This is a genomic window from Lachnoclostridium sp. An138 (genome assembly GCF_002160765.1).
GTDB lineage: Bacteria > Bacillota > Clostridia > Lachnospirales > Lachnospiraceae > Laedolimicola > Laedolimicola faecalis.
This window is the reverse complement of the sequence record NZ_NFLF01000029.1, coordinates 24,354-35,649: the sequence shown is the minus strand read 5'-3', so window position 1 is coordinate 35,649 and position 11,296 is coordinate 24,354. Positions and strand designations below refer to the sequence as shown.

At 40.0% G+C, this 11,296-nt stretch carries 6 protein-coding genes and 1 pseudogene; 1 reads left to right on the top strand and 6 read right to left on the bottom strand.

Annotation, left to right across the window (positions count from 1 at the left end):
* Positions 1-215: 215 nt before the first annotated feature.
* Both B5E82_RS16425 and B5E82_RS16420 read right to left on the bottom strand, forming a co-directional pair.
* Entirely contained in the window at positions 216-3,314 is a 3,099-nt protein-coding gene (locus tag B5E82_RS16425; protein WP_087308613.1) for a metallophosphoesterase, read from the bottom strand.
* A 249-nt stretch (positions 3,315-3,563) separates the two neighbouring features.
* A complete protein-coding gene (locus B5E82_RS16420) occupies positions 3,564-3,884 on the bottom strand; it encodes a hypothetical protein (protein ID WP_087308612.1) in 321 nt (106 codons plus the stop codon).
* A gap of 161 nt (positions 3,885-4,045) precedes the next feature.
* Here B5E82_RS16420 and B5E82_RS18020 point away from each other — a divergent pair, with 161 nt between their 5' ends.
* The gene (locus B5E82_RS18020; RefSeq protein ID WP_140393174.1) at positions 4,046-4,375 is read left to right on the top strand and encodes a hypothetical protein; all 330 of its coding nucleotides are present in this window, start codon (positions 4,046-4,048) and stop codon (positions 4,373-4,375) included.
* Between the two features lie 164 nt (positions 4,376-4,539).
* Here B5E82_RS18020 and B5E82_RS18015 read toward each other — a convergent pair whose 3' ends face one another.
* The 4 genes and pseudogenes from B5E82_RS18015 to recG all read right to left on the bottom strand — a co-directional run bounded on the left by B5E82_RS18015 (position 4,540) and on the right by recG (position 11,289).
* Positions 4,540-4,854: a hypothetical protein gene (locus B5E82_RS18015; protein ID WP_140393173.1), complete on the bottom strand. Its 315-nt coding sequence runs from the start codon at positions 4,852-4,854 to the stop codon at positions 4,540-4,542.
* A 1,378-nt stretch (positions 4,855-6,232) separates the two neighbouring features.
* Entirely contained in the window at positions 6,233-7,222 is a 990-nt protein-coding gene (locus B5E82_RS16405; RefSeq protein ID WP_087308609.1) for a hypothetical protein, read from the bottom strand.
* Positions 7,223-7,846: 624 nt separating this feature from the next.
* A pseudogene (locus B5E82_RS16400) lies at positions 7,847-9,124 on the bottom strand (ABC-F family ATP-binding cassette domain-containing protein); the annotation flags it as partial.
* A gap of 101 nt (positions 9,125-9,225) precedes the next feature.
* Complete coding sequence (gene recG / locus B5E82_RS16395; RefSeq protein WP_087308607.1) at positions 9,226-11,289, bottom strand: ATP-dependent DNA helicase RecG; 2,064 nt, start codon at positions 11,287-11,289, stop codon at positions 9,226-9,228.
* Between the last annotated feature and the right edge of the window lie 7 nt (positions 11,290-11,296).

Sequence of the window (11,296 nt, the reverse complement as noted above, 5' to 3'; positions counted from 1 at the left end):
TAGTTGAAATCCAGCTTTTGCGAATCTGAGAACCAGAGAGGAAGTGAATTACTCCAGCTATCTGAAGTATCTCACAAAAGTTGGAGCCTGACGATCCGGCCGATTATAAAGCGCTTACATAATAACAATGAATTTTTAAAGCCATGTGGAATTTAACTCTGCACTGGAATTAAAATTTCAAGTTAACATAAGAATACTATCGCAATAGCTTATACCTAATTTATGTTGCCTTGTAATGTCAATACTTTTTCTTTCTTTCCAAACGCCATTCTTTCCCATACTTTCTGTCTATTTTTAAAATCTTTGGAACCATAAACATAATAATGATCCAAAACAAAAAGTCTAAGCAATTTGGCAGAAAAAACATTATTTTGGCTTCTATAGTTATCATACTTATTCAGTACTAAATCTACAGAAATTATGCCAAATTCATTTAATTGGATAGAAGCTTTTACTAAATCATATCCTATCAAATCATTTAATTTTGACTGCGATATAACTGGCATCAATGCCTTATTCGCCACTGAACTTGCCAAATTTCTTATCATCGCATATGCCAAAAGGCTAAACAGATTATCCATTGAATTACTAATTTGTCGGCTAATCGTTTTCATTTTATCTATGTCGATTTGGGATGGATTTGGTTGCAGTTTTTTTCGTATACCTGCAAATATTCTCTCCATTCCTCCATATAAAATATCACTAGTATATGAAAGGGTTCTCATTCCTAAATTATAGGTTGTTTCCAATAGATTGTTTTTCACGCTTCTTTTTATCGTTCCCGGATAATTCTTAAGAATTTGGCCCATTACTTCTATGGTCTTAAAAGCATTGTCCAAACTATATATCTCTTGCCTATCACCTTCAATTATATCTATTTCTCTTTGCTTTTTGTTGTTCCGCTCTTGAATATCTCTTATTTCCAGTATTTCTTCCTGTCTTTTTTCTGTATCCTTTTCTGGTATAAAATCCGTTTTTAGATACTCATCAAATGACATCTGAATCGATTTATGCTCTCCAAAATCAAAAGGTAATTTATCCGAAAAAATTTCTTTTGCATTATCCAACACAGTTTGAATTATAAACTCATCTTTTGAAAGATGACATAAAAAAATCATTATATTTCCATACTCTTCTTCATATAGCTTTTGTGACATACACTGTATTTTTCTTTGTGCCCACTCTTTAGCAATATTATTTGCAAGATGTTTTGCAGTAAAATAGTAGTGTACATAAGGATATTCAAAAAATATTTGTCCATTTTTTTCCTGTAACAATTCAACTTTACTATATTCATGGATATATTGTTCCGCATTCGCATCCGTTTGAAAATCTATATTATACTGATATACTATATTTCTATATTCATCAGCTGATATAATTTTGCTTTCTTGTTGCAACATATATTCCGCTATATTTGTCAAAATTCCAAAAGCAATATCTTTATGAATATATTCACAATTTTGATTCATTTCCAAAATAGACTTTGTAATCAAAAATTCATAAAGATATCCATAATTACTTCTTTCTTGATTGCTTCCATCCATAGAATATTCAAGTTGTTGAAGAATTATTAATATATGCGGTGGAATACATGGCATATATCCATTTCCCTTGAGAACATCAATTGTAGACATCGCCTCTGATATTTTCTCTTTCACAACGTCATCTACTATACTATCCCCTCCGTCTCCTAAATAATACCATTTTGTTATAAGTTGATTTCTTCTCTTATATCCCATCTCGCTAATTGAACAATGAACATAGTTACTCTTTTCATTGTTCAAAGATTCATCTAAAAGTTCTAATTCAAAAGTAGTATTCGAAAAAGTTAATATATAATCATAAAAATTATCAAAATACTCTAGTACTTTCTTTTTTGATGCTCTATCACGTATCTTTTCAAAACCATCTAAAATTAATACCTTATTTGATAATTCTAATTGCTTATAAGTACATACATATTCTTTTCCGTATGCTTTTGCAATATAAGTCTCTTCAATTTTACTTAAATTCTGATTAGATACTGTACCAATTACTGCACAATCAATTATTATGCTGTATTTTCCCTTTTCAGCAAAATCAAATGCAATATTTTTAGCTAGAGCAGTTTTCCCCGCCTTCGCCCCTCCCGAGAAAGAAATTCTTTTTGTTTCTAAAATATAATCTAATAACTCATCTCCTTTCACTGTAACACTATCATTGTTTATATCATATTTATTATCCCTTTCCTTATAAGCTTCTATATCAGGATAGACATATAAATCTCTCATAGTCACTTTTTCTTTATTCGGATGAGAAATTCTAATATCTGTTGTCTCCAAATACTCTTGAAATTCTTTTTGGAAATATAGATATTTATTGTCTTTTACGTTAAGCTTTTTCGATAGTGTATATGATACTATGTACATTTTTTTGTCATCATCCCATTTATATACTTGGGTAGAATTTTCATCACCTTCAATATAATTAATAATAAATCCACTAGTCTTTGCATCATTTCTTTCTTGCAACACCTCTCCGTATTGTGCATGATAGGTTGTATCTCTTGTTTCGACAAGCTCGTTTCTTCCCAAATGTTCATGCCCCACATAAACTAAATCCGATTTATTCATAACCCATCTATTAAATTCATTTCTATCATTTGGATGCATCCAATTACTAGGATGGTGATATACTGTAATGACAATATCCCCATCCTTAGTAATTCTCTTATATGTATTACTAGGAAAGTATAAATTTCCTGGCTTCTCCCTTATTTCTGTTAACCACGCCGAATTAAGTAAATTCAATTTAATACTTTTTCCCTCAATTAAAATCTCATATTGTATTAGTAACTGAGAGCTAGAAATTCTTTTTACTTGAATTCCCTCTAAACCATTATATTCAAATAAATCTATAAAATCACAATAATTTTGTTGCTTCTGGCACAATCCATCTATATAGTATTTTAAATTTTCTTCAGATACTTTATTTCGTTCACCTACGACCTTGTCTCTTCTAAGATCATCATCTCGATTTCTTTGTGTATTTGTAAAATCACAATCATGATTTCCTGGCACAAAAAAGAACAAAACCTTTAGTTCCTTACGTTTCTCTAAATATTCCTGAATCTGCATGAAAAAATTCAACGCTATTTCATATTCTATTTCTTGTCCTGATTGTGCAATATCTCCCGATACAATAAATAAAACTATATCTCTTTTTAATGCATTCTGTAAAATAGCATCGCAAATCTTCTCTTTTTTCTCCAATATAGTGTTTCCATCTTTTCCAAAATGTATATCACTTAAATGACAAATTGTAATTCTCATTACCTTTCTCCTATGCACATTTTTAACATAGGCATTTGTTAAATGCCGAATCTCCTTGATTTTATCGGGTTTCTTTAACTTTTTTATATAAATCTTCTCTCCGCAGATGGTAAAATTGAAGTAACCACACAAACAAAGTCACAGCCTGCGGAGAAGAAAATTTATGACTATTAAATATCATCAGATTACTTTAAAAGATACTTTCTCAGACTAAAGCGATATGTTCATGGATGATGTCCCTTCCTTTTTTCAGCTTCTCAAACAGCATTTTGATATTTCTCTCTTCATTCCACAAACTTTTTCAATGCCTTTTATCACCACCTTGGACAAAAAAGGGATTATCCTCTTACTGGCTTCCTTTCTACTATCATTCTGCAAAAGCTCTTCTTTATCCCTACGGATTCCCTGCTCATTCTCCTCTTGAAGCTCTGTAAAAAACTCAGGGATTTCTGCAGCTTTTCCAAGGTCCCCGACGCCCCTTTCTTTTCCCGCTTCAAACCGGGTCTTGCCAGCTGCATTGAACTCATGCTTCAACAGATGGTTGACTATACGGAACCTATCTGCCAGCACATTGATTCTTCTCTGGCACAGTCCTTACCGTTGACACTTCCGCTATCGAACTTTATGTCACCGAAAACACCCCGAAAACTCTTAACGCCCTTATCCGTAAGCTCAAGGCTTATTGCAAGGATAATCCCGACGTCACCCCCTATAAGATGGCTTACGGGCTTATGCCATCCCAGGTAGCTTCCTGCCCTGACGCTAAACAGCAGTACATCAACGGGCATTTCTGCTATGCGGATAAATTCGCCATCCTCACCAACGGCTTAAGCATTATCCGCCACATCTCTTTCCTCGATGATGACTTCAAGGCCGCTCATCCTAATATGTCCGTGGCAAAGAAATCCCACTCCCCGGACGAAGATAAATCCATCGGCGATGCTTCTTCCTTAAAACCTGTGCTTTCCGATTTCTTTTCCCCTGCATCCGGATTTTCACCCGGATACATTCCTCGGTGGCTCCGCTTTCAATTCCATCGAAACATATGGCTTGCTGCATAACCACTTCCATTTCTCACAGGTTCTTATTCCTTATAACCCAAGAAATGAAAGCCCCCTGAAAAAAGTTGGTTACAACGAATACGGCTATCATGCCTGCCCCAATAACAGCTCTCTCGCAATGAAACATCTTGGAATCACAAAGGAAAAAGGGCGGTCGGATCGTATTAAATGGGAATGCCCAGGATGCAGTATAAAAAGGACAGTGGACTTGCAAATGCGATAATCCCTGCAGTACAGCCAAAAAGGGACGCACCACCTATACGTATGAAAATCTGGATTTCCGCATGTTTCCTGGCGTTCAACGGGATTCCGATGAATAGAATTCCCTTTACAAAATCAGAACTATTGTGGAACGTACCATCAATCACCTGAAAATCAACATGTGTGTTGCCGGAAGAAAATCCCGGAAACACACCATCATGAAAGCGGATGTATTCCTTGCCGGTATTGCCAGCCAGCTTACAGCCATTGTTGCTCACAACATGAATTGTCCGCAGTATATTCGGAGTCTCAAACCTTTAATTGCCTGAAAAAGTATTTAATTGTCAAAGCTCTTTTGCAGGCTTATAAAAGTGTGCCCAAAATCTGATGATCTATGTCAGTTCGGAAGCAATTCTGAATAATGACCTGTTTTTTCTCCTTATATAGCAGAAAATTATCCACAGCCAAGGAGAAAATCATTTAACAATTACCTAACATTTTTAACAATTATATACCTATATATGGAAAATAGACAATTTATTTTTATCACTTAGATTTTCCAACAATGTTATCCATCATCGTATTACTGAACACTTGGCTTGCCTACCTTCGTTACTCTTTTTCTTCTAAGTCTGCAATAAGAAAGTACGTTCAACTCAGAAAAAGGTTCACGATAGATCACAAATCATTCAAGAATACAATCAATTCTCTCCAGATGACTGTAAGTGCTTTTCTGCCTTTGTAAACATGTAGGCCGTAGTCATGACATTTAAATGCCACTTTTCCCTTTGCTGATTCTTATCCTGTTCTTACGAGAATGAAAGCCAGAAACTTTCTGCTCCTCAATCTCAAAATCTACGTAAACCTCACTCCCTCATGAATTTAGTGATACCTATTACTTACAAACGCCCCTTCTCTCTTTGTTAGTAGCTATTATACGAATATCTGTTTTATTCCAATCGCACATGAAACCTGCAATTTTCTCGGCTCAACTGGTATGAATTCTATTTCCTGTCTCTTAATTTCATGCACAACTAACTCTTGATCTACAGAAGTTTAATCGCGAACATCCACATGAAAGCGTGATTTTCTTAATTCTATCGTAATCCGTTTTTTCTATGTATAAATCTACAATAAGAATATTCATTCTATATATACTTGCTTGCATTGGATAATCCTCACGATACTTAAATCTTGTGCTATAACATATATTTTGTCTTAAGCATCACATATGGATATTTCTCATCTTTACAGAAATCCATGCCCAATTTGCTCACCTAACAGATTCATCTTATAATTTCCATTTCTGTTTTAGCCAACAAATAGAAAATCTCATTAAAATATTTAATTCTATATACTCTACAAGGATTCTTGTACTTCATACATCTTTGTTTATATCGTCATATTTTATCCATAAATTTTCGTTATAAATGTAAATATGCACCGCACAATACGTAATCACTATTTCCCGGAAAAAGATGTAATTTTAATAACACCACGCTATACACAGATTGTACACACAGCCCATATATTTTCTTCATTTACGACTATCTATATTCAATACACATCCATATAGGGGCCGGAATTACTAATAACTCTATCGCCAACGACCATAGAACAACGTAATCACAATATATTTTCTATAAATAAACAGGCTTATTTTACTATTGTCATAAGATTTAAATAAGGATAAATAACTTTTGCTGACCTACTATTTGTTCCTGCTGTAACAATTGAAAATTCATTTATCCCTTCTATAGAAAAACTAAAATCAAGCACTTTATCCGTCATTGATATTTCATCCGTTTTATAAATTAGCTGCTCTCCAGAATAAAATTCTATCCAAATCTTTCCTTCCATTTCGATATTTGACCTAGATAATACAATCTGTCCTACGCATTTCTCATATTTTCCATCAAGCACATATTCAGGAGTAGAAGCACTATCTTTGGTCGTTCCACTTCCATGATACGCTATATGTGCTGATAAATATTCATTTCCATAAGAATCTGTTAAATCTTCTTCATTTATAGATGCAGAAGAACGATCAAACCAAAATGCACGTCCCTTAACAGGTGTCATATCAAAGACACTTGCCACTTCCTGTACAGGAGTTGACACAGGATCAACATCTGTTATGTTTGGAACGTCACTTTGTTCTTCTTCCGTAGATAATTTTATGTATTTTTGATTCAATTCTTCATATTGAGATACTAAATTAACATTTTCCTCGGTTATATCTGTTAAATATGTGGAAAGATAATTTGTCACCTCTTCACCCTCAAGTTCATTTATAGTACTTGAGTCACAACCGGCTGAAATAAGAATTCTTTTTAGTTGAACATCAAATTCAGATTGTGCTGCCTGTTCATTTTGTAATTGATCATGGAGCATTTCCATCTGTTCCAGCGGCGATTTCAGCTCTAGTATAGAAGAATCCATCAAACCTGTATCTACAAAATAGGTTTCAATCATACTAGAAATGTTATCATAGGTCATGACATCATGATAAACATAAGAAGGATCAACCTTCTTAATACCTATGATAACAAGTATAAGCGTTACAATAGCTACTCCAGCACTCCATATTAATTTTACTAGAAGTGGATATCCAACATGTATTGTCAAATCCTTCTTTTTTTCCATATCTACTACCTCCCCTTTGTAAAATGCGGTCGAACATTGCTAAACTCATAAAAATATTTTATTATTTTAACAAATTATACCATATATATCCACTTCAGTACAAGCCGCATATAGTATTTGAAAATTTATAATCTTACTTTATAGAGCGAATTTTTTGATTCCTGTCTAACTTTTATGAGAAAACCTCTCTGCTTTCTTGTGCAGAAAACACCTATACAAAAGTGTATAAGAACTAATATATTGAATTTCATACATAAATTATACACACAATCAAATATTTCCCTTCTTTACAACTATATACATTCAATACACATCCATATAGAGAGCCAAAATTACCATGATATTCTAATACTCCAATTTAGTTACACTCATGTAAATAGATGCGCTAAATCACTCTTTTTAGTGAACTATTTCTATTCCATAATTTTGATTACTTCATACAAAAGAATATCATGATATCTCATCTATCTTTCCAAATAATAAAAGTTGCCTTCTGGCAACCCACATCTTAATTCTCACTCTCTATACACATAAAACACAATCTACTGTGTATCCTGTTACTTTTCTTCCATTCTCTCTACTAGATACACACAATATACCACTAAATATCCGGCTGAATATTACGTCCATCACAAGCACATTGGGGCCCGTCTGCAGAACACTCAAAAGATACAGGCGGCGCTTCTCGCCGCCGGAGAGCTTTCCGATGGGATTGTACTGCATGTCCGGCGTGAAAAGGAACCGCTCCAGCATCTGGGATGCCGAAATCCGGCCGTCCCGGGTGGGAATGTACTCAGCGATATCCTTCACATAATCGATGACTCTCTGATCCTCGTCCATCTCCGGGATTTCCTGAGCGAAATATCCCAGACGGATAGTCTCTCCCAGCTCTACGGTTCCGCTGTCAGGCTCAATCTGTCCCGCAATCATTTTAAGCAGCGTGGATTTCCCGCAGCCGTTGGGACCCACGAAGGCCACGGTCTGGTTCTTCAGAAAGATATAGGAGAAATCCTCCACAATCTTCCGGTCTCCATAGCTCTTGGATATCCCGTGAAGCTCTACGGTTTTCTTCCCCATGCGGGTCTCCACAGAATCCAGTTCCACAGACTTGTCAAATTCCGGCGCCCGTCCCTCCTTTAGAGCCTCCAGACGCTCGAGCCTTGCCCTCTGCTTGGTGCTTCTGGCCCGGCAGCCCCGGGCCGCCCAGGAGAGCTCGATGCGCAGGATGCTCTGGCGCTTCCGCTCCGCGGCCAGCTCCATCTCCTCCCTCTGGCTTTTCAGCTCCAGAAAACGGGAATAATTGGCTTCATAGCTATACAGCTTTCCTCTGCTGATCTCCAGTATCCGGTTTGTCACCTGATCGAGAAAATACCGATCATGAGTCACGAGGATCACCGTTCCCCGGTACCGGCGCAGATACTGTTCCAGCCATCTAATCATATCCTCGTCCAGATGGTTGGTGGGCTCATCCAGAATCAGTACGTCTGAGGGAACCAGCAGGGTCCGCGCCAGCGCGGCCCGCTTCTTCTGTCCCCCGGACAGGCTGCCAAGCTTCGCCCCATGCTCTGTGATGCCCAGAGTATTCAGCATGCTTTTTGCCTCATTATCCGCATCCCATTCCTCCTGGCGAATCGCCGAGGCTGCATAGGAAAGCACAGTCTCCTCTGCCGGGAAATCGCTGTTCTGGGACAGAACCGCCAGTTTCAGCCCATTCTGCCGGATGACCTGCCCCCTGTCCGGCTCCTCCTCCCCGGAGATAATCTGAAGAAGCGTGGTCTTACCCGTACCGTTAATCCCGATGATTCCCACCTTTTCGCCTTCCTGAATGCCGCAGGAGATATCATCAAAGATCCATTTATCCCCGTACAGCTTACTTACGTGCTCTATATTTAAAATATTCATATGTCTAAAAACTCCTCTTCTGTCTGACGCAGACCGCGCTGCCTGACTGCAGATTCTTTCGCTTTGCGGCAGGATTCTTTCGCCGCCCGGCAGCCGCGCCTTTACAGGCTCATCCGCCGCAGCCCTTCATCCCGGTACTTAAGAAGCCTCTTCTTTAAAGCCTGGTGTTCCGGAAGCTCCAGATCCGGGTCCTGCCGCTTCAGTTTTGCCGCCTCTTCGCTGGCTTCCTGCAGAATCCTCGCGTCTGTAAAAATGTCTCCGATCTTAAACTCCAAAAGGCCGCTCTGCCGGACTCCAAACAGATCGCCGGGCCCCCGGAGCTTCAAATCCTCGGACGCGATATAAAAGCCGTCATTGGATTTGTTCAGGATTTCCAGCCGCTTTCTGGTATCCTTGTTATCCGTGCCGCTGATAAAAATACAGTAGGACTGATATTTTCCGCGGCCTACCCGCCCGCGGAGCTGATGCAGCTGGGCAAGGCCGAAGCGCTCCGCGTTTTCCACCATCATCACTGTGGCGTTCGGCACGTTGACGCCCACCTCTATCACCGTAGTAGAGACCAGAATCTGAATTTCCCCGGCAGCAAACCGTTCCATGATCTCATTTTTCTGGGCAGGTTTCATTTTCCCATGAAGATATTCGATGGTGATAGACGGATTCAGATTCTCTTGCAGTTTCTTTGTGTAATCCACCACATTCTCTATCTCAAGCTCCGGATTTTCCTCTACCATCGGACAAATCACATAGGCCTGTCTGCCGGCAGCCGCCTCCTTTTCCAGGAACCGGTAAGCGTTTGGCCGCCAGGATTCATCCACCACACAGTTTTTGATGGGAAGGCGGCCCACCGGCATCTCATCGATCACAGACACATCCAAATCTCCATAGACAATGATCGCCAGCGTCCGCGGAATCGGCGTGGCACTCATCACCAGCACATGGGGATGCTGCCCTTTGTCTGCAAGCGTCTCTCTCTGGCGGACACCGAAACGGTGCTGTTCGTCTGTCACTACAAGGCCCAGCCGGTGAAACTGAACCTTTTCCTGAATCAGCGCGTGAGTGCCGATGACAAGCTTTGCCTCCCCGCTCTCGATTCTGGCATAGGCCTCCCTCTTCTCTTTCGCTGTCATGGAACCTGTAAGGAGAACCGTTTCCACTTTTTCCTCCAGCCCGCAGTTCTCCAGCAGCTGCGCCACAGACTGAGCATGCTGTCTGGCAAGCACTTCCGTAGGAGCCATCAGCGCTCCCTGGTATCCGTTTTCCGCCGCCGCAAGCAGGGCCAGCACTGCTACCACGGTCTTCCCGGAGCCCACGTCTCCCTGGACCAGCCGGTTCATGACCGTCTCGCCGGACAGATCCGACTGAATCTCCTGCCAGACGCGCTGCTGGGCCCCTGTCAGCGCATAGGGCAGGGATTGAAGCAGATGCTCCGTCCATTCTCCTGCCCGAATCGGACATTCATTCTTTTCTCCTTCCGTCTGCTCTTTCATCTGCCGCAGAGCCAGAATAAAGAGAAAAAATTCATCGAAAACAAGACGCTTTCTGGCCGGCAGGAGCGCATCACGGCTAATGGGAAAATGAATGGAGTGAATGGCAAAATTATACTCTGCCAGCTCCTGTTCCACGCGGATATGCTCCGGCAGGTACTCCGGCGCCAGAGAGGGCTCTTCCAGGACCTGATGAACTGCCTTTGTGACTGTTTTATTGGAAAGCCCGGCTGTCAGAGCATAGACAGGCTGCATAGTTCCCTGTATTTTTTCGTAATCTCCCGGCGTGTAGATCTCAGGCTGCTCCATCACAAGGCGCCCTTTTTTCTTCTGCACTCTGCCCCGGAATATATAAGTACCGCCCGGAAGGAGGCTGCCGCGCAGGAAAGGCATATTATACCAGCTCAGGTGCAGGTACGCGCCGAACTCCTCCAGTGTCAGAGTCGTCACCGTCAGACGGTTCATCTTTTTGGTATCCGGCGCCCTGTGGACAAACCCCGCCACTGCCTGTACCCGGTCCATCTCCAGATTGGCAAAAGTCACCGGCTTTTCATAAATATCGTAAGTTCTTGGATAATATGACAAGAGCTCTCCCACCGTGTCTACGCCGACACGGTGAAAGAGCGCAGCTGTCTTTTCTCCAATGCCCTTCAGGGCTGTCATTGGGGAAGCTGTATTCATTTCACAC